Genomic DNA, 21,847 nt, shown 5'->3' on the forward strand with positions numbered 1-21,847 from the left:
CGCCCCGGCCTCCGGGGGCAGGCATTCAGGCCGGTATCACGCCACCTTGGCGCCTTCCAGGAAGTCCTGGGCGAAGCGCTGCAGCACGCCACCGGCTTCGTAGATCGCCACTTCCTCGTCGCTGTCCAGGCGGCAGGTCACTGGCACGATCACGTCCTGGCCGTCGCGGCGGTGGATGACCAGGGTCAGCTCGGCACGCGGGGTGCGCTCGCCGATCACGTCAAAGGTCTCGGTGCCATCGATGCCCAGAGTCAGGCGGGTAGTGCCCGGCTTGAACTCCAGCGGCAGCACGCCCATGCCGATCAGGTTGGTGCGGTGGATGCGTTCGAAGCCTTCGGCCACGATCGCTTCCACACCGGCCAGGCGCACGCCCTTGGCGGCCCAGTCACGCGAGCTGCCCTGGCCGTAGTCGGCGCCGGCGATGATGATCAGCGGCTGCTTGCGGTCCATGTAGGTCTCGATCGCTTCCCACATGCGCATGACCTTGCCTTCCGGCTCCACCCGCGCCAGCGAGCCCTGCTTCACGCTGCCGTCGTCGTTGCGCACCATCTCGTTGAACAGCTTCGGGTTGGCGAAGGTGGCGCGCTGCGCGGTCAGGTGGTCGCCGCGGTGGGTGGCGTAGGAATTGAAGTCCTCTTCCGGCAGGCCCATTTTCGCCAGGTATTCACCGGCGGCACTGGAGGCCAGGATCGCGTTGGACGGCGACAGGTGGTCGGTGGTGATGTTGTCCGGCAGCACCGCCAGCGCGCGCATGCCTGCCAACGTACGCTCGCCGGCCAGTGCGCCCTCCCAGTACGGAGGACGACGGATGTAGGTGCTCTGCGGGCGCCAGTCGTACAGCGGGCTGACCGCGGCGCCATGCTCCACGCGCACGTTGAACATCGGGTTGTAGACTTTGCGGAACTGCTCGGGCTTCACCGAGGCCTTCACCACCGCGTCGATCTCGGCGTCGCTCGGCCAGATGTCCTTCAGGCGCACCTCGTTGCCGTCGGCATCCACGCCCAGCACGTCCTTCTCGATATCGAAGCGGACGGTGCCGGCGATGGCATAGGCGATCACCAGCGGCGGCGAGGCCAGGAAGGCCTGCTTGGCGTACGGGTGGATACGGCCATCGAAGTTGCGGTTGCCTGACAGCACGGCCGTGGAATACAGGTCACGGTCGATGATTTCCTGCTGGATCTTCGGGTCCAGCGCACCGCTCATGCCGTTGCACGTAGTGCACGCGAAGGCGACGATGCCGAAGCCGAGCTGTTCCAGGTCGGGTAGCAGACCGGATTCTTCCAGGTACAGCTGCACGGCCTTGGAACCCGGCGCCAGCGACGACTTCACCCACGGCTTGCGCTGCAGGCCACGCGCGTTGGCGTTGCGCGCCAGCAGTGCAGCGGCAATCACGTTGCGCGGGTTGGAGGTGTTGGTGCAGCTGGTGATGGCGGCGATGATCACCGCGCCATCGGGCATCAGGCCCTGCGCCTGCTCGGCCTTGCCGGCTTCCAGCTTGGCTTCGTCGGCGATGCCGCGCTCGGCCAGTTCGGCAGTGGCCACTCGCTTGTGCGGGTTGGACGGGCCAGCCATGTTGCGCACCACGCTGGACAGGTCAAAGCGCAGCACGCGCTCGTACTGCGCGGTGGCCAGGTCATCGGCCCACAGGCCGGTGGTACGCGCGTAGTTCTCCACCAGCGCTACCTGCGATTCCTCGCGCCCGGTCAGGCGCAGGTAGTCGATGGTCTGCCCGTCGATGTAGAACATCGCGGCGGTGGCACCGTATTCGGGGCACATGTTGGAGATGGTGGCGCGGTCACCGATGGTCAGTGCCGCAGCACCCTCGCCGAAGAATTCAAGCCAGGCGCCGACCACGCGCTCCTTGCGCAGGAACTCGGTCAGGGCCAGTACCACGTCGGTGGCGGTGATGCCCGGCTGCGGGCGACCACTCAGTTCGACACCGACGGTGTCGGGCAGGCGCATCCACGACGCGCGACCCAGCATCACGTTCTCGGCTTCCAGGCCGCCCACGCCGATGGCGATCACGCCCAGCGCATCCACGTGCGGGGTGTGGCTGTCGGTGCCCACACAGGTATCCGGGAAGGCCACGCCGTCCTGCACGTAGACCACCGGCGACATCTTCTCCAGGTTGATCTGGTGCATGATGCCGTTGCCTGGCGGAATCACGTCCACGTTCTCGAAGGCCAGCTTGGTCCAGTCGATGAAGTGGAAACGGTCTTCATTGCGACGATCTTCGATCGCGCGGTTCTTCTCGAACGCCTGCGGATCGAAGCCACCACATTCCACTGCCAACGAGTGGTCGACGATCAGCTGTACCGGCACCACCGGGTTGACCTTGGCGGGGTCGCCGCCCTTGTCGGCGATCGCATCACGCAGGCCGGCCAGATCGACCAGCGCGGTCTGGCCGAGGATGTCGTGGCACACAACGCGTGCCGGGAACCACGGGAAATCGAGGTCGCGACGGCGCTCGATCAGCTGCTTCAGCGAATCGCCGAGCGTGGCCGGATCGCAGCGGCGCACCAGGTTCTCGGCCAGCACGCGCGAGGTGTACGGCAGGGTGGCGTAGGCGCCGGGCTGGATCGCATCGACAGCGGCACGCGCGTCGAAATAATCCAGCGCGCTGCCGGGGAGGTTCTTGCGGTAATCGGTATTCATGGGCTGGCGGAGTGCTTGAGGCGGGCCGGGTGCCGGCGGTGCGGCGGCGATAGCATCCGGCCGGCACGCGGCCGGCCGGATGGGTACAGCAGGTGGATCAGACGCGCTTGTCGATGGCGACGAAGTCGCGGTCTTCCGGACCGATGTAGTTGGCGCTCGGGCGGATGATCTTGCCGTCAATACGCTGCTCGACGATGTGCGCGCTCCAGCCGGCGGTGCGGGCGATCACGAACAGGGGAGTGAACATCGCGGTCGGCACGCCCATCATGTGGTAGCTGACGGCGCTGAACCAGTCCAGGTTCGGGAACATCTTCTTGATGTCCCACATCACCGATTCCAGGCGCTCGGCGATGTTGTACATCTTCATGCTCGACTGCTCTTCGGACAGCTCGCGGGCCACATCCTTGATCACCTTGTTGCGCGGATCGGAGACGGTGTAGACCGGGTGGCCGAAACCGATCACCACTTCCTTGCGCTCGACGCGGGCCTTGATGTCTTCCTCGGCCTCATCCGGGGTGTCGTAGCGCTTCTGCACTTCGAACGCCACCTCGTTAGCGCCGCCGTGCTTCGGACCGCGCAGCGCGCCGATGCCACCGCAGATCGCGCTGTACATGTCGCTGCCGGTGCCGGCGATGACACGGCAGGTGAAGGTCGAGGCATTGAACTCGTGTTCCGCGTACAGGATCAGCGAGGTGTGCATTGCCTTCACCCACGACTCCTGCGGCTTCTCGCCGTGCAGCAGATGCAGGAAGTGGCCACCGATCGAGTCATCGTCGGTTTCCACGTCGATGGCGCGGCCGTTGTGGCTCCAGTGGTACCAGTACAGCAGCATCGAACCGAGGCAGGCCATCAGCTTGTCGGCGATGTCACGCGCGCCCGGATGGTTGTGGTCGTCCTTCTCCGGCGCCACGCAGCCGAGCACGGACACGCCGGTGCGCATCACGTCCATCGGGTGCGCCGACGGCGGCAGTTCTTCCAGCGCCGCCTTCACCGCGGCCGGGATGCCACGCAGCGACTTCAGCTTGGCCTTGTAGGAAACCAGCTCGGCGCGGGTCGGCAGCTTGCCGTGCACCAGCAGGTAGGCGATTTCCTCGAACTCGCTGGTGTTGGCCAGGTCCAGGATGTCGTAGCCACGGTAGTGCAGGTCGTTGCCACTACGGCCCACGCTGCACAGCGCGGTGTTGCCGGCAGCGGTGCCGGACAGGGCGACGGACTTCTTCGGCTTGAAGGTCGGGGTTGCGGTCGTATCGTTCATGTTTCCCTCCGAAAACTTGATGGTGCAGGGTACTGCTTATTTCTTGGCGGCGAACAGTGCATCGAGCTGCTGCTCGAAGGCGTGGTAGCCGATGCGGTCGTAGAGTTCTTCGCGGGTCTGCATGACTTCCACCACGTTGCGCTGATGACCATCGCGGCGCACCGCCTGGTAGACGTTCTCGGCGGCCTTGTTGGCCGCACGGAAGGCCGACAGCGGGAACAGTTGGATGGCGACGCCGGCCGAAGCCAGTTCATCGCGGCTGAACAGCGGAGTGGCACCGAATTCGGTGATGTTGGCCAGCACCGGGACCTTCACCGCGTCGACGAAGCGGCGGTAGGTATCCAGATCGTAGGCGGCCTCGGCGAAGATGCCGTCGGCACCGGCCTCGACACAGGCAATGGCGCGCTCGATGGCCTTGTCCACGCCGTCCACCTGGATGGCGTCGGTACGCGCGATCAGGAAGAAGTCCGGATCGGTCTTGGCATCGGCGGCTGCCTTCACGCGGTCCACCATTTCGCCCTGCGAGACGATCTCCTTGCCGGGGCGGTGACCGCAGCGCTTGGCGCCGACCTGGTCTTCGATATGGCAGGCGGCCGCACCGGCCTTGATCAGCGACTTCACGGTGCGCGCGATGTTGAATGCGCTCGGGCCGAAGCCGGTGTCGATGTCGACCATCAGCGGCAGGTCGCAGACATCGGTGATGCGGCGCACGTCCACCAGCACGTCTTCCAGGGTGTTGATGCCCAGGTCCGGCAGGCCCAGCGAGCCGGCAGCAACACCGCCGCCGGACAGGTAGATGGCGCGGAAGCCGGCGCGCTTGGCCAGCAGTGCATGGTTGGCGTTGATCGCGCCGATCACCTGCAGCGGCGATTCGGCAGCCAGCGCCTCACGGAAGCGGGCACCGGCGGAGAAAGGGGCGGAAGCGGTCATGCGGCAATCCAGGTTGAAGTACGGGGATAGAGAGCGCAAGCACCATGCCAAGCTGCAAGCCCTTGATTTCACGGGAATGACGCTCGCTCAACAGTGAAACATATGAAACATTGAAACAGATGTATCATGAAACATCCCGTCCAACGCGCGCCGCCATGTACCTGCCCCGCTCGCCTCTGCGCCACGCCGATGCCGACTCCGGCCGCCCGGTGATCTGGACCGTCAGCGTCTCGCGGCTGACCGGCCTGCTCGGCGACGTCATTCCCGAGTTCGACCGCCGCGCGCGCATCGAGCAGATCAACCTCGGCTTCGAGGAAGCGGTGGACGTGATCGGCCAGCGTCTGCGCCGCGAGCACTGTGACGTGGTCATCGCCGGCGGCTCCAACGCGGCCTGGCTGCGCAGCCGGCTGGAGCTGCCGCTGGTGCCGATCCAGGCCAACGGCTTCGACCTGATGGAAGCGCTGGCCCGGGCGCGTCGAATCGCCAGCCGCATCGGCCTGGTCACCCACGCCAGCGACGTGCCGGTGTTCAGCAACTTCCAGCAGAGTTTCGGCCTGGATATCGAGCATCGCCGCTTCGTCACCCGCGAGGACGCCCGCGACTGCATCGCCGACCTGCGCGCCAACGGCATCGAGGTGATCGTCGGCACCGGCATGGCCATCGATCATGCCGAACAGGCCGGCCTGCCCGGTGTGCTGCTGTACTCGGCAGATTCGGTACGGCAAGCGTTCGAGCATGCGTTGGAACTGACCCAGACCCTGGCCCGCTCCGGCGGCAGCCGGCCCGCGCCGCGCCGCCGCGCCGCACCGCGCAGCGATGCCCACGACCTGCTCGGCGACAGCGACGCGATGGCGCAGGTGCGCGCGCAGATCGCGCTGTACGCACCGCATGACAGCACCGTACTGGTCACCGGTGAAACCGGCACCGGCAAGGAACTGGTGGCGCGCCAGCTGCACGCCGCCAGCGGCCGCCGTGGCCGCTTCGTGGCACTGAACTGCGGCGCGATCAGCGAATCGCTGCTGGAAGCGGAGCTGTTCGGCTACAGCGATGGCGCCTTCACGGGCGCACGCCGTGGCGGCCGCGTCGGCCTGGTCGAGGCCGCTGACGGCGGCACCCTGTTCCTGGATGAAATCGGCGAACTGCCGCTGCCACTGCAGACCCGCCTGCTGCGCGTGCTGGAAGAACGCGAGGTACTGCGTGTCGGTGCCACCGAACCGACCCCGGTCGACCTTCGCGTGGTGGCCGCGACCCTGCAGTCGCTCGAGCAGCGCGTGGCGGCCGGCAGCTTCCGCCGCGACCTGTATTACCGCCTGGCCGCGCTGCGCATCGCCCTGCCCGCGCTGCGTGCCCGGCGCGGTGACATCCCGCTGCTGGCGCAGCATTTCTTCCGCCAGCTGCGTGGTATCGACGCGCCCCTGGATACGGGGGCACTGGCGGTGCTGACCACCGCCGAGTGGCCCGGAAATGTGCGCGAATTGCGTAATCTGGTGGATCGGCTGCGCATCCATTGGCAACCCGGTGAAGGGCTGATTGATGCCGCGCGACTGCTGCAGCTGGCACCCGAGCTGGTGAATGAGGGCGCCGCTGCGCTACCAGTGGAAAGCAACGGCAAGCGCCCGCCGCGTGCGCAGTTGGAAACGCTGTTGCAGGAACACCGCAATGACCGCGAGGGGATGGCACAGGCGCTGGGCGTATCACGCACCACGCTGTGGCGCTGGCTGCGCGCTGAAGGCCTGTAGAGCCAAGCCCATGCTCGGCTGATCTTCCCGCAGAAGCAGCCGAGCATGGGCTCGGCTCTACAGGGTGCGTGCCGTCAGCGTGCCCAGCGCGCCTCTATCGCAAACCGGCCGCTGCCCACTGCCGCAACCCATAACAGCAGCACGCCCAGCGGCACCTCACTCAGATAGAAGAACCAGCTCAGCCAATCCGGCACACTAAGCCCGGCAGGAATGCGCGCGATGCCATCGGTCAATGCAGCCACCGCGCAGATGCCCGCCAGCAGCAACGCCGAGGGGCGGCTGAGCAGCCCCAATACCAACAGGCCGCCCGCGATCCATTCGATCGAACCGAGCACCGGCGCACTGAACACCGGCAGCGGAATTCCCGCATCGATCAGCGTATGCACCATGCGCTCGCGCCCCGCGTCGGTGAACACCTTGTTCCAGCCGGACACGCAGAACATCACACCGGCGACGATACGGGCGAGCAGCAGCAGGTGCGCTTCCACGCCGCGGCGGATGGGAGGTACGGCGAACAGGCAGCGCCAGGAAGGCATGGCGACTCCGGAAATCGAGGGAATTCTTCGGAGTGTGCCGGTTGCTGACCTGCTCGCAGATGAAGCTGACCAGTCCGTTCGCGACAACGAGCTCTTGTGGAGTCGAGCCATGCTCGACTGCCTTACGCGCCAGAGCAACAGCAGCCGAGCATGGCTCGGCTCTACAAGGAGCTTGCATCAGCAAGCAGCAGCTCGATTTCCTCCACCTGCACCACCGGCACCTGCCACGGGTGATGCGGCGCAATGCCCTGTTCGAAGATGCGCTGAAGCCGCTGCGGATCACGCGGCAGGCAGAATTCCAGACGCACGCTGTCGACCACTTCGGTGCGACCCGCCTCACCCCGTACGGGCGTCGCACCCACGCGTGGACGGAACTGTTCAAACCCCGGCGCCGACCACCACATACCGTGTTCGTAGTCGCCGGCAGCCAGCGCGTCCACCGCCAGGATGCCCTGCTTCACCGCGTCCAGTGCTGCCGATGGCACGAACACCACCACGCGGTACAGCGGCAGGCGTTGCATCGGGCAGCCTTACGGATACAGCAGACGCTTGCTCCAGCGCCCTTCGGCACCGGCTTCATAGCACCAGCGTTCATGCAGGCGGAACTGCGCGCCGTACCAGAACTCCATGCGGTCGGGTACCACACGCAGGCCGCTCCAACCCTCCGGGCGCGGCACGTCCTTGCCTTCGAAGCGGGCTTCGATCTCGGCCACGCGCGCGTCGAACTCTTCGCGCGTTGCCAGCGTCTTCGACTGCTGCGAGGCCCACGCGCCGATCTGGCTCATGCGCGGGCGGCTGGCGAAATAGGCATCGGCTTCGGCATCGGCGACCTGCTCGACACGGCCTTCAATGCGCACCTGGATACCGGCCTCGCGCAGGCTGCGCCACAGGAACAACAGCGCGGCCTGCGGATTGGCCTGCAGCTCCTGGCCCTTATGGCTGTCCAGGTGGGTGTAGAACACGAAACCACGCTCGTCGAACGCCTTCAGCAGCACGGTACGTGCCGAGGGACGGCCGTGCGTATCGGCAGTGGCCACGGTCATCGCGTTCGGCTCGACCTCGCGGCTCTGTTTGGCTTCTTCGAACAGGTCGGCAAACGTGGACAGGGCTTCGGCGTACAGGTCGCTCATGATTGCGTTCTTCTCACACGGATTGGGCTATTGTGGCTGCATGGCCGCTGCTGCGTATATGCCCCAGGTGAAAGGATTCCCCGAAACATTGGCCGAACAGGTGCTGGACGATGCACTGGGCAGCGGTGCAGCGGTTCCAGTATTGGCGATCAGCGGCCTGCAGGGGAGCGGCAAATCGACGCTGGCCGCACAGGTGGTGGCGCGCGCCCAGTCGCGCGGCCTGAACGCCGCCACGCTGTCCATCGATGATGTCTACCTGACCCGCGCACAGCGGCAGCGGCTGGCCCGCCAGGTGCACCCGCTGCTGATCACCCGAGGCCCGCCGGGCACCCATGACCTGGCGTTGGCCCATGCGGTGCTGGACGCCGTGGACACACGCCAGCCTTTCGCGATGCCGCGCTTCGACAAGCTGGCCGATGAACGCCTGCCCGAGGCGCAATGGTTGCAGCTGAAGCAACCGCTGGACCTGCTGGTCTTCGAAGGCTGGTTCCTGGGCACGCCTGCGCAGGATGACGACGCGCTGGACAGCCCGTTGAACGCACTGGAGCGCGAAGCCGACGCCGATGCTCGCTGGCGGCGCTGGTGCAACCAGGCGCTGGCCCGCGACTACCCGGCGCTGTGGCAGCGCTGCGACCGCCTGTGGTTCCTGCAGCCACCGGATTTCTCGGTGGTACCGCGCTGGCGGTGGCAGCAGGAGCAGAACCTGCAGGCCGCGCAGCCGGGCCGGCACGGCATGAGCCGGCCGCAGCTGGAGCGCTTCGTGCAGTACTACGAACGGGTCAGCCGGCAGGCGCTGGCTACCCTGCCCGCCCTGGCCGACCACGTAGTGATGCTGGACGGCCAGCGACAGGTGCAGGACGTGCGCTGAGCGCGCCTATTCCACCAGGAAGGTTACCCGCAGGTTGACCCGCCATTCGGTGATTTCGCCGCTGCCATTGGTGACCACCTTGGTCTCGTTCACCCAGGCGCCCTGGATGCCCTTGACCGTCTCGGAGACCTTCTTCAGACCGCTGCGCACGGCGTCCTCCACGCTCTTCGGCGAGGAGGCGGTGATTTCGATAACCTTGGCGACCGTCATGGCCTGTACTCCGGTTGGCGCGGGAAACCCCGCAGGAACGCCTACCCTGACGTGAAGGACGTAAAGGCCAGGGCACGGAGGTGTTAGCATCACAGGGCATGAATCCTGCTCCGAACCTGATCCTGATCGGCCCGATGGGCGCCGGCAAAACCTGCATCGGCCGCCGCCTGGCCGAGCGCTTCACGCTGGACTTCGTCGATGTCGACCAGGCCATCGTCGATGCCGCCGGCGCCAGCATTCCGACCATTTTCGAGCACTCCGGCGAAGCCGGCTTCCGCAGCCATGAACGCGAGGCGCTTGCCCGCGTGCTGGAAGGTCGCGGCCAGCTGGTCTCCACCGGTGGCGGCGCGGTGCTGGATCCGGACAACCGTGCACTGATCGCCCAACGCGGCTTCGTGGTCTACCTGCGGGTCAGCGTGGCCGCGCAGCTGGAACGCCTGGCCCGCGACAAGGGCCGGCCGCTGCTGCAGCGCCCGGACCGCGAGCAGGTGCTGCACGATCTTGCCGCACACCGCGACCCGCTGTACCGCGAACTGGCCGACCTCACCCTTGATACCGACCCGTATACCGCTGCCGACGCGACCGCCCACCTGGTGGTCAAGCTGGCCACGCAATGGCAGCGCCAGGACCTGACCGCATGACTTCCCCCGCCCTGCTGCAGGTCGCCGTTGGCGGCGACCGCCCCTACTCCATCACCATCGGCGCCGGAGCCCAGGCCGATGGTGCTGCACTGGCCTCGCATGTTCGCGGCCGCCACGTGCTGCTGCTCAGCGACAGCGAAGTGGCCCCGCGCTATCTGGCGTCGGTCAAGCAGACGCTGTTGGCTGCCCGCCCCGACCTGATCGTCGGCGAGCACGTGCTGGCCGCCGGCGAAGCCTCCAAGACCCTGGCTGAATTCGGCCGCGCGATCGAAGCGCTGGCCGCACTCGGCGCCACCCGCGACGCCTGCGTGTTCGCCCTCGGTGGCGGCGTGGTCGGTGACCTCGCCGGTTTTGCCGCCGCCTGCTGGATGCGCGGCGTGGACTGCGTGCAACTGCCGACCACCTTGTTGGCGATGGTCGATTCGTCGGTAGGCGGCAAGACCGCGGTCGACATTCCGGCCGGCAAGAACCTGGTTGGCGCGTTCCATCCACCGCGCGCGGTCATCGCCGATACCCGCGTGCTGGCCACCCTGCCGCCGCGCGAGCTGCGTGCTGGCCTGGCCGAAGTGGTGAAGTACGGCGCGCTGGGTGATGCCGTGTTCTTCGAATGGCTGCAGCAGCATGCCGATGCGCTGCTGGCCGGCGAAGACAACGTGCTTTCCGAAGCCATCGCGCGCAGCTGCCGGCACAAGGCCGCCATCGTCGAGCGCGATCCGTTCGAGAAGGGCGAGCGCGCCCTGCTCAACCTCGGCCATACCTTCGGCCATGCCATCGAGACCGAGCAGGGCTACGCGGCCCCGGGCCGCGACGCGCTGAACCATGGCGAAGCCGTAGCGGTCGGCATGGTGCTGGCCGCAAGGCTGTCCACCGAGCTCGGCCTGGCCGAGGATGCCGACCGCGCCCGCCTGCAGGCGCTGCTGGAACACCTCGGCCTGCCGGTGGCGATCCCGGCCGGGCTGGACCCGCAGGCCCTGCTCGGCCGCATGCGGCTGGACAAGAAGAACGTGGCCGGCCGCCTGCGCCTGGTGCTGTGGCGCGGCATGGGCCGCGCCGAAGTGGTGCCGGATGTGGATGAGGCGGTGGTGCTGAAGGTGCTGTCGTCCCGGTAGTGCCGGCCGCTGGCCGGCAACGTCAGCGACGAGGAAGCCGGCCAGCCGCCGGCACGACCGCGTTGCGGCCGGGGTCACCCTGGCCCCGCTACAATCGACCCATGCACGTCTACCTGCAACATCCCGACGCCGGTGCGCAGGCACCGCGCTTCCTGCGCCTGACGCTGGTCCCGGACCTGTTCGGCGGCTGGGAACTGCTGCGCGAGAGCGGCCGCGTCGGTGCCCGCTCGCAGCTGCGGCGCGAGCTGTTCCTGCAGGCCGACGAAGCCCGCCATGCTTTCGAGAAGGCCCGCGATGCCGAACTGCATCGCGGCTTCCAGATCCTTTCGCACGGCGACTGACGCCGCTGCCAACTTTCGTCCAAGGAATGCCCATCGTGACCAGCCCTCTCCGCAATGATCGCCTGCTGCGCGCCCTGCGCCGCGAACCGGTGGACTGCACCCCCGTCTGGCTGATGCGCCAGGCCGGACGCTACCTGCCGGAGTACCGCGCGACCCGGGCCAAGGCCGGCAGCTTCCTGGCCATGGCCAAGAATCCGGAGATTGCCTGCGAGGTCACCCTGCAGCCGCTGCGCCGGTTCCCCTTGGACGCGGCCATTCTGTTCTCGGACATCCTCACCATTCCCGATGCGATGGGCCTGGAGCTGTACTTCGTCGAAGGCGAAGGCCCGAAGTTCCGTCACCCGGTACGTGATGAAGCGGCCATCGCCAAGCTGGCGGTGCCGGACATGGAACAGGACCTGCGCTATGTGATGGACGCGGTGCGCCTGATCCGCCGCGAGCTGGACGGCCAGGTGCCGCTGATCGGCTTCTCCGGCAGCCCGTGGACACTGGCCTGCTACATGGTGGAAGGCGGCGGCAGCAAGGACTTCGCGCGCATCAAGGCGATGGCACTGAACCACCCGCGGGCCCTGCACCGCCTGCTGGAGGTCACCACCGACGCGGTGATTGCGTACCTGGGCGCGCAGCGCGCGGCCGGTGCGCAGGCGCTGCAGGTGTTCGACACCTGGGGTGGCGTGCTGTCGCCGTCGATGTACCGCGAGTTCTCGCTGCGCTACCTGCAGCGCATCGCCGAAGGCCTGGAGCGCGGCGAAGGCAGCGAGCGCACGCCGCTGATCCTGTTCGGCAAGGGCACCGGCCTGCATCTGGAGGCGCTGTCGCAGACCGGCGCCGATGCGCTCGGCCTGGACTGGACGCTGGACCTGGACGAGGCGATGCGCCGTACCGGTGGCCGCGTCGCCCTGCAGGGCAACCTTGACCCGACCACGCTGTACGCCTCGCCGGATGCGATCGCCACAGCCGCCGCGCGCGTGCTCGACACCTATGCTGCCGGCAACGGCGGCTCGCGCGAGGGCCATGTGTTCAATCTCGGCCACGGCATGTCACCGGACATGGACCCGGCACATGTGCAGGTGCTGGTCGACGCGGTGCACGCGCACAGCCAGCGCTGAACACTGCGCACGCGGTTGCGGCGCGATGTTGATCGCGCCGTGACCCGCAGTGCGCGATCATGGTGGCCCCCACGCTGCACCGGCCGCACCCCATGTCCACATCGCCATCGACCTACAACCGCCAGCGCCCTCTGCTGTGGCTGGTTTCGTTGGCGATCTTCATGCAGATGCTGGACTCGACCATCGTCAACACGGCCTTGCCGGCGATGGCCGCCAGCCTGGGCGAAAGCCCGCTGCAGATGCAGTCGGTGGTGTTCAGCTACGCGCTGGCGGTGGCCACCTTCATTCCCGCCTCCGGCTGGATCGCCGACCGCTACGGCACCCGTCGCACCTTCCTGGTGGCGATCATCCTGTTCACGCTTGGCTCGCTGGCCTGCGCACTGGCCCAGCACCTGCACCAGCTGGTCGGTGCGCGCGTGCTACAGGGCATCGGCGGTGCCATGCTGCTGCCGGTCGGTCGGCTGGCGGTGATGCGCTCGGTACCGCGCGAAGATTTCCTGCGCGCGATGAGCTTCATCGCCATCCCGGCCCTGGTCGGCCCGCTGATCGGCCCGACGCTGGGCGGCTGGCTGGTCGAAATCGCGTCGTGGCACTGGGTGTTCCTGATCAACCTGCCGATCGGCGTGATCGGTTTCATCGCCGCGATGAAGATCATGCCCGACCACTACGCCAGCCATCGCACCCGTTTCGACCTGCGTGGCTACATCATGCTGGCCTTCGCGATGGTGGTGCTGTCGTTGGCACTGGACGGCATCTCCGGGCTCGGAACGCCACATGCGCTGGTGATGCTGATGACCGTGGCCGGCTTGGCGGCGCTGGTGGGTTACTGGCTGCACGCGGCCAATTCGACGGCGCCGTTGTTCTCGCTGGCACTGTTCCGCGTACCCAGCTACCGCATCGGCATCCTCGGCAACCTATTCTCGCGCATCGGCAGCAGCGCCATGCCAATGCTGATCCCGTTGCTGCTGCAGGTCGGCCTGGGCCTGGGCCCGATGAACGCCGGCCTGATGATGGTGCCGGTGGCAGCCGCCGGCATGGTATCGAAGAAGCTGGCAGTGAAGCTGGTGGAGCACTACGGCTACCGCCGCGTGCTGATGGTCAACACCGTGCTGGTGGGCCTGGCGATGGCCAGCTTCATCCTGATGACACCCGGCCAGCACCTGGCCTGGCGCCTGCTGCAGCTGGCCTTCTTCGGTGCGGTCAATTCGCTGCAGTTCACTGTGATGAACACGGTGACCCTGCGTGACCTGGACCGCGAGTTCGCCAGTTCCGGCAACAGCCTGCTGTCGATGGTGATGATGCTCGCCGCCGGTTTCGGTGCCGCTGCAGCCGGCAGCCTGCTGGCCGCGTTCGGCAATCACCTGGACAGCAACAGCGCGACCGCCGCGCTGCATGCCACGTTCCTGTGCGTAGGCGCGATCACCCTGACCTCGACGATGATCTTCTGGCAACTGCCTGATACAAAGCCGGAGCCACGGCAGGTCGAGCACGTAGCGGAATAAGGGGGTTCGGCAGGGCCTGCGGCCCTGCACCCGCTACACGCAACGGCAACAGCTGAAGCAACAGCCAAAGCAGAATTCCGTGGGATGGCGGGGTACCGTGGATTTGCGGGGCCGCCGTGAACCCGTCCATGGGGGCTTGGTCGCCGCATCCATGCGGCTCACACCCCGCAAACCCACAGCACCCCGCCTTCGACAGTTTCCCGGTGGCCTGTAGATCCACGCCATGCATGGATGAATCTCCATCGAGATCGAATATTTCGAATTGAAATCGAAACGCATCCACGCATGGCGTGGATCTACCGCAGATCGCAGGATTCTGTCGAAGGCGGGGTGAGTCCGGTGGCGGGAGTGTCCGCGGCATGGATGCCGCGGACAAGCCCCCATGGATGGGTTTACGGCGTCTCCCGCCACCGGATCCACCCCGCCATCCCACAGGAAGCCAGCTTTTGCTTCGGCTGTTGCTTCAGCTGTTGCCGTTGCGTGTAGCGGGTGCAGGGCCGCAGGCCCTGCCGAACCCCTACCTGCCCATCACCCTGGCGATCGCTTCCACCAGCAGCTCGCCGGTCACCGGCTTGCGCAGGAAGCCACCGATGCCTGCCGCTTCCACCTGCTGCTGCAGGTCCGGATCGATCCGCGCGGTCACTGCCAGCAGCGGCAGCATGTAGCCCTGGTTGCGCAGGTGCTGGGCCAGTTCGAAACCGCTCAGGCCGGGCAGGTCCAGGTCCAGCAGGCCGACGTCGAAATCGCCGGCACTGATTTCACGCAGCGCCGCCAGCGCATGGCCCGCATGCACCACCTCATGCCCACGCGCACTCAGCAGGCCGCGCACCACGTCGGCCACGGTCGCGTCATCCTCGACCAGCAGCACCCGCAGTGGCGGCATGTTGGCCGCGTCCTCGCGGTGCGTTTCGCCATCCGCTTCGGCATTGGCATCGACCACCAGCGGCAACGGCAGCGTCACGCCGAAGCAGGTGCCTCGGCCCAGCTGGCTCTCCACCTGGATACGCCCCTGCATCGCCTGTGCCAGTTCGCGGCAGATCGCCAGGCCCAGACCGCTGCCGCCGTACTGCGCGGCAGTGCGGGCGCCGTCGGCCTGCTCGAAACGGCGGAACAGACGCTGCTGCTGTTCCTGACTGATGCCCGGACCGGTGTCACGCACTTCGAAATGCAGCGCGCGCAGCTCAGCGTCGCTGCGCGCATGCAGGGTGATGGTGCCGCGGCTGGTGAACTTCACCGCGTTCGAGAGCAGGTTGAGCAGGATCTGCCGCACCCGCATCGAGTCTCCCGTGGCCTGCAGGCCAGGCGGCAGCTGGTTGTCGAGGGTGAAGCGCAGGCCCTTCTGTGCGGCCAGCGGCCCCATCAGCGCCGCCAGATCCTGCAGCAGGCAGCTCAGCGCGAACGGCTTGGACTGCAGTTCCAGTCGCCCGGACTCGATACGTGCCAGGTCCAGCGCATCGTTGACCAGGTGCAGCAGATGTTCGCCAGCGTGACGGATCGACTGCGTATAACCGCGCTGCTGTGGATCCAGCGGCGAGGCCAACAGCAGTTCGCTCATGCCGAGCACACCGGTCATCGGCGTACGTATCTCGTGGCCAAGATTGGCGAGGAAACGGGTCTTGGCCGCCGATGCCTGCTCGGCCAGTTCCTGCTTGTGCAATGCCAGTTGATAGGCGTGGCGACGCTGCAGGCGGCGGCGGTACAGCCAGGCAAACCAACTGGTCAGCAGCAGTGCGATGGAAGCCAGTACCAGCAATCCGGACAGGCTGCGCCACCACGGCGGCTGCACGCGGAACTCCAGGCTCTGCACCCGCGACCAGACGTGGTCGGCCGAGCGCGCCTGGACTTCCAGGCGATAGCTGCCCGGGGCCAGGCGCGAGAAAAGACGCTCGCCGGCGGGCCCCACTTCCACCCAATCGGGGTCATAGCCGGCCAGCCGGTAGCGGTAGCTGTTGGAGGCAGAATCGGCGAACGACAGCAGCCGCGCGACGATGCGCAGGTCACGGTCACCATCGGCGATCTGCAACGGCGTGTCATGGGTCAGGTCGAGCACCTGCTCGTTGCGGCGGACTTCGACCCGTTCGATCACCAGCGGCGCGCGCCGTACCGAGGGCCGCACCTGTTCCGGGTCGAACACCACCACGCCAGCCGGCGTGCCGGCTACCAGATGGCCGTCCCCCGACATCACCAGCGTGTGCTCGCGGAACTCCTGGCTGGGCAGGCCATCGTGCACACCATACAGGCGCACGCTCTGGCCATCGGCACCAACCCGCACCAGGCCGCGCGCGCTGGTCGCCCAGGCCACGCCCTGCGCGTCGACCACCAGCCCGGACGCCGAGATCGCCGGGTAGCCCTGCTCGGCGCCGACCACGGTCTGCCGTTCCAGCCGCCCCTGGCTCCAGCGATAGCGCGACAGGCGCCCATCTTCGGACAGCCAGACCTGGCCATCACGACCGACGTGCAAGGCATGGATCGCGGTCGCCGGAGCCCCCGGCACCGGCTGGAAGCGCTCGCTTTCCGGCAACCACTGCAGCAGGCCGCGGCTGCTGGCCAGCCACACATGGTCCTGCGGCCCGCATTCCACATCAAGATTGAGCTGCCCCTGCTGCAGACCACGCTGGCCATTGTTGAGCTGGCGACGCAGGCGCCCATCGAGGTCGCGCTGCTGCAGGCCCGACGACAGCATCAGCCAGAGGCTGTCGCCGTCACAGGTCGTCATCGATTCGATGACGCCTTCCATGGTTGCGTCGGCACCGGCATCACGGCCCCAGCGTCGCAGATCGCGCCGCTTCGGGTCGTAACGCAGCAGGGCGTCATTCGAGCCGATCCAGACCTGTCCGCGGCGGTCCTCGCGCACCGACGTCAGCCAGTGCATTCCGTTCACCCAGGTACGGTGCTGCTCGACCTTGCCGGTGTTCGGGTCGAAGCGGTCCAGCGCACCATGGCTGCCTACTGTCCAGATGCCGCCATTGCTGGATGGGCTGGTGCCCAGCACGAAAGCGTTGCGCAGCGAGCGGGGGTCGTCCTCCAGCCGCGACAGCACCGAGAACTGCCACCAGCGGGGCAGCAGATGCCACAGCCCGGCGTTGGTGCTGGCCAACCAGATGCCGCCTTCACGGTCCTCGTAGGCGCCAGTCCAGTTCGGTCGCACCGGGCCGCGTGCCACCGCGCTGTACAACGGGACGGTCTGGTACTGGCCGTCGACTGCACGGCCGAGGCCTGTGCGGGTGTCCAGCCAGTACCCGGCCTGTTCATCGCGCAGCATCATGCCCAGCACCTGCTCGCCCTCGGGCAGCTTCCACGGCGGCGCTTCGAAGCGACCATCGGGGCGGCGCACGATGGCTCCGGCCATCGTACTGATCCACAGGCTGCCGTCGGGCTCGGCGGTCAGGCCATTGATCAGGAGGCTGGGGATGAGGTCGGTGCCGATGCGCTCGAAATCGGTGCCGGTCCAGCGCGCAACGCCGTGCTTGGTTCCAACCCACAGACTGCCGTCAGCCAGTGTCGCCAGATACGGAACCGATGCCGCCGGCAGACTGCGCGGATTGTTGGCTTCCGGCAGGAAACGCTGCAGGCGGTCCTGGTTGTCCAGGCGGTACAACCCGCCCTCGTGGGTGCCGAACCAGATCGAACCGTCCGGCGTGGTCGCCAGGCTCCAGACCGTGTTGGTGCCCATCAACGGCTGGCTGCTGCGATCGTAGAAATGCAGTTGGCGGCGATCGGCCGACATCCGCACCAGGCCTGCATTCTCTGTGCCGATCCAGAGCTGGTTGCGCGCATCGACCAGTACCGTCCAGATGCGGTTGTCGCGCAGGCCGTCCTCCGAACGCCAGATCCGGTAGTTGCGCCCGTCGTAGCGGGCCAGGCCATCGTTGGTAGCGATCCACAGGTAGCCGTAGCGATCTTCGGCCATCCGATTGACAGTGTTGGACGGCAGGCCGTCGAACACCGTCACCTGGCGCGGGCTTGGCGGCACCGGCTGCGCGGCAGCGGGTGACAGGCAGCACAGCAGGACCAGCAGCAGCATCGCCGCCCGCAGATACACCACCGATTGCCTCCTCACGCTGCCCTGATGATTCCCGCGCTGCGGGCGTCGGCATGGTAAACCGAAAGTAGCGCCGTTCACGCCAGGCGCCGACGCTTTCACGATGCCGTCTGTCGCTTTGCACGGGCCTGGGCGATTGCCGCTACCAGCATGTCGCCGGTAACCGGTTTGCGCAGGAAGCCATCGAAGCCGGCAGCCAGAACCTGCGATTCGGCATAGGCATCGGAACGGGCAGTCACCGCGACCAACGGCAGCTCGTACCCCAGGGCACGCAGTTGGCGGGCAATGGCGGTGCCGTCCAGCGCCGGCAGATCGAGATCGAGCAGGCCCACGTCGAAGCCATCGGTGGCGATCTCCGACAGCGCGCCCAGGCCATGCAGAACGTGTACCACGTCATGACCGCGGCCGCGCAACAGGCCCGCGATGACCTCGGCCACGGTGACATCGTCCTCGACCAGCAGGATGCGCAGCGGCGGCAGGTTCGGCTGCGCCGGAACATCGCCCGCTGCGACGGCGGGCTGCCGTGTCCAGGGCAGCGGCAACCGTACCCGGAAGCGCGCGCCCTTGCCCGGTTGGCTGTCCACTTCGATGCGCCCGCCCATTGCCACGGCCAGCTCCTGGCAGATCGCCAGGCCCAGCCCGCTGCCGCCGTAGCGCGATGCCGTACGAGGGCCATCGGCCTGTTCGAAGCGGTGGAACAGGCGATCCTGCTGCTCGGCATTGATGCCGGGGCCACTGTCATGCACCTCGAAGCAAAGGCCACCGCCGTTCTCCTCCAGGCGCACTGCCAGACCGACATGGCCGCGCTCGGTGAACTTGATCGCGTTGCCCAGCAGATTGAGCAGGATCTGCCGCACGCGCATCTCGTCACCGCTGACACTGATCGGTCCCGACGGATCTTCGCCACGCTGGAACTCCAGCTTGCGCTGCGTCGCCATCGGCTGCATCAGTGCCTGTACCTGGTCGAGCAGGCCCACCAGGTCGAACGGGTGCAGGTCCAGCTCCAATCGACCGGCCTCGATGCGCGCGAGGTCCAGCGCATAGTTCACCAGGCGCAGCAGATGGCTGCCGGCCTGCTGGATCGAACCGGCGTAGCTGCGCTGCACCGGGTCCAGCGGCGTGGCCAGCAGCAGCTCGCTCATGCCAAGTACGCCGGTCATCGGCGTGCGCACCTCATGGCCCAGCGTGGCAAGGAACCGGCTCTTGGCCTGCGAGGCCTGTTCGGCCAATTCCTGCTTGTGCACGGTCAACTGCCATTGCTGGCGGCGACGCAGGCGCGCCCGGATCGACCACACCAGGATAAGCAGCAGCAGCGAGCCGATCAAAATGTAGCCGAAGATCGCCATGCCGCTGCGCCACCAGGGCGGAAGCACCTTCACCTGAAGTTGCTGCGATGGCGTCCATGCGCCACTGGAGGTGGCTGCCTGCACTTCGATGACATAGCTGCCGGTGGGCAACCGGGAAAGCGTGCGCTGGCCGTCACCGCCCTGCTCCACCCAGTTCTGGTCGTAACCGCGTACCTGGAAGCGGTAGCGGTTGCCCTGCGGGTTGGCGTACGACAGGAGTCGGGCGTCGATCTGCAGATCACGATCACCCGGTCCCAGCAGCAACGTGCCGGTGTTTGGCAGCGGCTGCCAGCCACGCGCATCGTCGCGGCGCACGCGGACCTCGGCGATCACCAGCGATGATTCCGGCAACACAACGTCGGAGGCATTCACGTCGAAGGCCACCAGGCCGGTCTGGGCAACCGCAAGCACACGTCCATCGGCATTCACCGCCGGTGGTCGGCTGGTGAATTCGGCATCGGAAAGGCCATCGCGTTCATTGAACAACTGCAGGCGTCGTGCCTTGGGATCCCAGCGCAGCAGACCGCGCGGCGTGGTCGCCCACAGGCGGCCGTTGTCGGCCAGCGCCAGGCCCCCCATGCTGACTGGCGGCACGCCGGCGCTTCCATCGACGCGCTGGATCAGGCGCAGGCTCATGCCATCCCACTGGTAGCGCTCGAGCGCGCCCTGGCGGGCCAGCCACAGTTGTTGCGGATCAATCCACACCAGATCGTAGATCAGACCACGGGAGACCCCCGGCACCGGCTCGAAGCGTCCGGCCTGTTCGCGCCAGAGCCCCATGTCGCCCATCACCCAGACCTTGCCCTGGGCGTCGAAACGGATCTGCTCGATAGGCGAATCGGCCGACTTGCGGAAATCGTCCAGCGGATAGCTGCGCAGCACACGGCCGTCGGCACTGCGCTGCTGCAGGCCCAGGTTCATCACCGAAAGCCAGATCGTTCCGTCGGGTGCCTGGCGCATCAGGTCGATGCGCTGGCGCAGGTCGGCTCCCCCCTCGATGTGCCAGTCATGCAGCGCGCGTGTCGCTGGGTCATACACGCTGATACGGCCGGCACGCCCCAGCCACAGGCGCCCACCCGGCCGCGGCAGTACCGACCACACTGCCCCGCTGCCGATCTCGCGATCGCTGGCCAACAACTTCAGTGCTCCCTGCGCGTCCAGCTGGTACACGCCATGTGCCGAGCCGACGTAGTAATTCTGGTCATCGCTGGCTGCACTCAGCAGGTACTGGCTGTCCAGCGGCTTGCCGTCAAGCTGGTTCCAGATCGAAAACCGGCGCCAGTCCGGCGGCAGGTAGGCCAGGCCCTGGGTCAGCAGCGCCACCCACAATCCGCCCTCGTGGTCCTGCAGCAGATCAAGCACGCCGCTCTGGGCAGTGAGGAAGCCGCTGCCGCGGTCGCCCTCGAGCCGCCGCAGTGCGCTGGCGCCGCCGCGCAGCAGGCCGTCGGACGTGCCCGCCCAGTAGCCTCCCTGGCGATCGGCCAGCACCAGCGCCGAACGCAGGCGGGCGCTGTCGCTCCAGCGCGGACGGCTGACCCGGTCCTGTGCATCGATGCGGTACAGCCCGTCGTTCTGGCTGCCGATCCATATCGAGCCATCCGGATCACGGCTCATCCGCAGCACGCTCAACGCGCCCAGCTCACGCGCTGCCACGGACTCGAACCCGCGGCCGTTCCAGCGCGCCACCCCGCTCTCGGTGCCGATCCACAGCCGCCCCTGCGCGTCAACCAGGCTGCTGTAGATGGTGTTGCTGGGCAGGCCGTCCAGGCGGGTCGGGTCGTGCTTGAAGAAGCGCAGGCTACCGTCCTCTCCGAACCGGCAGACGCCCTGGCTGCTGGTGCCGATCCAAAGCGCATCCTCGGCGTAGGCCAGCGTCCAGAACTGGCTCATGCAGGGGCCGTTGACCGCATCGAAGGTCTTGAAGCGTTCGCGGTCGGCATCCAACCGGGCCACGCCCTTGCCATTGATGCCGACCCAGACGCGATCCAGGGGATCGACCAGCAGGGTCTCGATCTCATTGCCGGGCAGCGAGCCCGGCTGCTCGGGGTCGTGTTCCCAGACCCGCAGGGCGCCCCCGTCATAGCGCACCAGGCCGCCGTCGGTGGCCGCCCAGATATGCCCCTGGCGATCCTCGGCCAACGCCAGCACCATGCGCGAGGGCATGCCTTCGGCGGCACCGAAACGGCGCAGGCGCGGTGTTTCTGCCATGTCCGGGGCCGCAGCTGCAGTGGCCAACGCCATCAGCAACAGCCCCATGCCCACGATGCCTCGACACCACAGGCGCCAGCTGCTCGTCATCCTGAACCCCCTGTCCTGGTCCGATTGTCACACAGGGCTGGGTTCATGACTGCAACAGCCTGTTTCCACCGATAGACCCACCACGAACTGTTGCAGCCATGCACGCATCGTTGGCAGGGGCCTGTGCGTATGATCA

16 protein-coding genes are annotated in these 21,847 nt (G+C 67.2%); 7 read left to right on the forward strand and 9 right to left on the reverse strand.

Annotation, left to right across the window (positions count from 1 at the left end; translation table 11 throughout):
- Window positions 1-36: 36 nt before the first annotated feature.
- From acnD to prpB, 3 genes are all read right to left on the reverse strand, one after another.
- Window positions 37-2,655: a Fe/S-dependent 2-methylisocitrate dehydratase AcnD gene (gene acnD, locus FQS62_RS16775; protein ID WP_088479623.1), complete on the reverse strand. Its 2,619-nt coding sequence runs from the start codon at window positions 2,653-2,655 to the stop codon at window positions 37-39.
- Between the two features lie 97 nt (window positions 2,656-2,752).
- Window positions 2,753-3,910 (reverse strand): bifunctional 2-methylcitrate synthase/citrate synthase, encoded by a 1,158-nt coding sequence (prpC, locus tag FQS62_RS16780; protein ID WP_088479624.1) that lies wholly within the window; start codon window positions 3,908-3,910, stop codon window positions 2,753-2,755.
- A 36-nt stretch (window positions 3,911-3,946) separates the two neighbouring features.
- The gene (gene prpB, locus FQS62_RS16785; RefSeq protein ID WP_049444756.1) at window positions 3,947-4,840 is read right to left on the reverse strand and encodes a methylisocitrate lyase; all 894 of its coding nucleotides are present in this window, start codon (window positions 4,838-4,840) and stop codon (window positions 3,947-3,949) included.
- Window positions 4,841-4,995: 155 nt separating this feature from the next.
- Here prpB and prpR point away from each other — a divergent pair, with 155 nt between their 5' ends.
- Window positions 4,996-6,579 (forward strand): propionate catabolism operon regulatory protein PrpR, encoded by a 1,584-nt coding sequence (gene prpR, locus FQS62_RS16790; protein ID WP_208043559.1) that lies wholly within the window; start codon window positions 4,996-4,998, stop codon window positions 6,577-6,579.
- 74 nt (window positions 6,580-6,653) lie between these two features.
- Here prpR and FQS62_RS16795 read toward each other — a convergent pair whose 3' ends face one another.
- From FQS62_RS16795 to pdxH, 3 genes are all read right to left on the reverse strand, one after another.
- Window positions 6,654-7,115, reverse strand: coding sequence for a DoxX family protein (locus FQS62_RS16795; protein ID WP_208043703.1), 462 nt, complete (start codon window positions 7,113-7,115; stop codon window positions 6,654-6,656).
- Window positions 7,116-7,276: 161 nt separating this feature from the next.
- Entirely contained in the window at window positions 7,277-7,636 is a 360-nt protein-coding gene (locus FQS62_RS16800) for a YqfO family protein (protein ID WP_088479627.1), read from the reverse strand.
- Between the two features lie 9 nt (window positions 7,637-7,645).
- Window positions 7,646-8,245: a pyridoxamine 5'-phosphate oxidase gene (pdxH, locus tag FQS62_RS16805; RefSeq protein ID WP_088479628.1), complete on the reverse strand. Its 600-nt coding sequence runs from the start codon at window positions 8,243-8,245 to the stop codon at window positions 7,646-7,648.
- A gap of 40 nt (window positions 8,246-8,285) precedes the next feature.
- Between pdxH and FQS62_RS16810 the strand changes: the two genes are divergently transcribed.
- Window positions 8,286-9,113 (forward strand): kinase, encoded by an 828-nt coding sequence (locus FQS62_RS16810; protein ID WP_107380077.1) that lies wholly within the window; start codon window positions 8,286-8,288, stop codon window positions 9,111-9,113.
- Window positions 9,114-9,119: 6 nt separating this feature from the next.
- On the opposite strand, the gene FQS62_RS16815 is transcribed toward FQS62_RS16810, so the two are convergent.
- Window positions 9,120-9,323, reverse strand: coding sequence for a dodecin family protein (locus FQS62_RS16815; protein WP_005410663.1), 204 nt, complete (start codon window positions 9,321-9,323; stop codon window positions 9,120-9,122).
- A 98-nt stretch (window positions 9,324-9,421) separates the two neighbouring features.
- Here FQS62_RS16815 and FQS62_RS16820 point away from each other — a divergent pair, with 98 nt between their 5' ends.
- The 5 genes from FQS62_RS16820 (at window position 9,422) to mdtD (ending at window position 14,025) form a co-directional block, all read left to right on the forward strand.
- Window positions 9,422-9,964, forward strand: coding sequence for a shikimate kinase (locus FQS62_RS16820; protein ID WP_057499885.1), 543 nt, complete (start codon window positions 9,422-9,424; stop codon window positions 9,962-9,964).
- Window positions 9,961-11,073 carry a 3-dehydroquinate synthase gene (gene aroB, locus FQS62_RS16825; RefSeq protein WP_049444746.1) on the forward strand — a complete coding sequence of 371 codons (1,113 nt, stop codon included), beginning with the start codon at window positions 9,961-9,963 and terminating at the stop codon, window positions 11,071-11,073. Before FQS62_RS16820 ends, aroB begins: the two co-directional genes overlap by 4 nt.
- Window positions 11,074-11,174: 101 nt before the next feature.
- Window positions 11,175-11,414 carry a WGR domain-containing protein gene (locus FQS62_RS16830; protein WP_208043704.1) on the forward strand — a complete coding sequence of 80 codons (240 nt, stop codon included), beginning with the start codon at window positions 11,175-11,177 and terminating at the stop codon, window positions 11,412-11,414.
- A 26-nt stretch (window positions 11,415-11,440) separates the two neighbouring features.
- A complete protein-coding gene (gene hemE / locus FQS62_RS16835) occupies window positions 11,441-12,523 on the forward strand; it encodes a uroporphyrinogen decarboxylase (protein ID WP_208043705.1) in 1,083 nt (360 codons plus the stop codon).
- Between the two features lie 92 nt (window positions 12,524-12,615).
- Entirely contained in the window at window positions 12,616-14,025 is a 1,410-nt protein-coding gene (gene mdtD, locus FQS62_RS16840) for a multidrug transporter subunit MdtD (RefSeq protein ID WP_049444752.1), read from the forward strand.
- Between the two features lie 517 nt (window positions 14,026-14,542).
- Here mdtD and FQS62_RS16845 read toward each other — a convergent pair.
- Together FQS62_RS16845 and FQS62_RS16850 are read right to left on the reverse strand one after the other, a co-directional pair.
- Window positions 14,543-18,070 (reverse strand): hybrid sensor histidine kinase/response regulator, encoded by a 3,528-nt coding sequence (locus tag FQS62_RS16845; RefSeq protein ID WP_208043602.1) that lies wholly within the window; start codon window positions 18,068-18,070, stop codon window positions 14,543-14,545.
- A gap of 95 nt (window positions 18,071-18,165) precedes the next feature.
- Window positions 18,166-21,711: a hybrid sensor histidine kinase/response regulator gene (locus FQS62_RS16850; protein WP_208043601.1), complete on the reverse strand. Its 3,546-nt coding sequence runs from the start codon at window positions 21,709-21,711 to the stop codon at window positions 18,166-18,168.
- Window positions 21,712-21,847: the final 136 nt, after the last annotated feature.

It is taken from the genome of Stenotrophomonas sp. SBJS02 (assembly GCF_020428325.2).
In the GTDB taxonomy this organism is placed as follows: Bacteria; Pseudomonadota; Gammaproteobacteria; order Xanthomonadales; family Xanthomonadaceae; genus Stenotrophomonas; species Stenotrophomonas africana.

What these genes read in the sequence shown, in the direction of transcription:
- acnD (WP_088479623.1), bottom strand. Translation starts at nt 2,655, where the DNA reads ATGAATACCGATTACCGCAAGAACCTCCCCGGCAGCGCGCTGGATTAT.
- prpC (WP_088479624.1), bottom strand. Translation starts at nt 3,910, where the DNA reads ATGAACGATACGACCGCAACCCCGACCTTCAAGCCGAAGAAGTCCGTC.
- prpB (WP_049444756.1), bottom strand. Translation starts at nt 4,840, where the DNA reads ATGACCGCTTCCGCCCCTTTCTCCGCCGGTGCCCGCTTCCGTGAGGCG.
- prpR (WP_208043559.1), top strand. Translation starts at nt 4,996, where the DNA reads ATGTACCTGCCCCGCTCGCCTCTGCGCCACGCCGATGCCGACTCCGGC.
- FQS62_RS16795 (WP_208043703.1), bottom strand. Translation starts at nt 7,115, where the DNA reads ATGCCTTCCTGGCGCTGCCTGTTCGCCGTACCTCCCATCCGCCGCGGC.
- FQS62_RS16800 (WP_088479627.1), bottom strand. Translation starts at nt 7,636, where the DNA reads ATGCAACGCCTGCCGCTGTACCGCGTGGTGGTGTTCGTGCCATCGGCA.
- pdxH (WP_088479628.1), bottom strand. Translation starts at nt 8,245, where the DNA reads ATGAGCGACCTGTACGCCGAAGCCCTGTCCACGTTTGCCGACCTGTTC.
- FQS62_RS16810 (WP_107380077.1), top strand. Translation starts at nt 8,286, where the DNA reads ATGGCCGCTGCTGCGTATATGCCCCAGGTGAAAGGATTCCCCGAAACA.
- FQS62_RS16815 (WP_005410663.1), bottom strand. Translation starts at nt 9,323, where the DNA reads ATGACGGTCGCCAAGGTTATCGAAATCACCGCCTCCTCGCCGAAGAGC.
- FQS62_RS16820 (WP_057499885.1), top strand. Translation starts at nt 9,422, where the DNA reads ATGAATCCTGCTCCGAACCTGATCCTGATCGGCCCGATGGGCGCCGGC.
- aroB (WP_049444746.1), top strand. Translation starts at nt 9,961, where the DNA reads ATGACTTCCCCCGCCCTGCTGCAGGTCGCCGTTGGCGGCGACCGCCCC.
- FQS62_RS16830 (WP_208043704.1), top strand. Translation starts at nt 11,175, where the DNA reads ATGCACGTCTACCTGCAACATCCCGACGCCGGTGCGCAGGCACCGCGC.
- hemE (WP_208043705.1), top strand. Translation starts at nt 11,441, where the DNA reads ATGCCCATCGTGACCAGCCCTCTCCGCAATGATCGCCTGCTGCGCGCC.
- mdtD (WP_049444752.1), top strand. Translation starts at nt 12,616, where the DNA reads ATGTCCACATCGCCATCGACCTACAACCGCCAGCGCCCTCTGCTGTGG.
- FQS62_RS16850 (WP_208043601.1), bottom strand. Translation starts at nt 21,711, where the DNA reads ATGACGAGCAGCTGGCGCCTGTGGTGTCGAGGCATCGTGGGCATGGGG.